Annotated in this window: 1 pseudogene; it reads right to left on the reverse strand. The window is 53.2% G+C overall.

The features are described from left to right. A pseudogene (locus ACIQVE_RS25440) lies at nucleotides 1-308 on the reverse strand (phosphoenolpyruvate carboxykinase (ATP)); the annotation flags it as partial.

Here is a 308-nt window from a genome sequence, read left to right on the forward strand (position 1 = left end):
CCTCAAACCGAAAACAATAAACTCAATCCAAACAGTGCGGTGTAGCCGGACAGGAAGTGGTAGGCCGCTTGCTCTTCGTTGAGGATCGACACTGGCGGCAGGACGCCGGTCAGGTCGCAAGTCAGGAAGATCACAGCGTTCGGCTCGCCACCGAGGTTGTGCTCGGAACGCTTGGCAACGTGTTCCAGCGGGTAGGCGGCGCGGCTGTTCTGGGTCAGGCTGACATCGGCATAGTCTGAGTTCTTTTGATCGTCGTTTAGGTATTTTTTGTGATTATGGGTGTTGTTGTTGGTTTTCGAGTTTTCATT

This window comes from Pseudomonas sp. NPDC098747, assembly GCF_044760045.1.
Taxonomy (GTDB): Bacteria; Pseudomonadota; Gammaproteobacteria; order Pseudomonadales; family Pseudomonadaceae; genus Aquipseudomonas.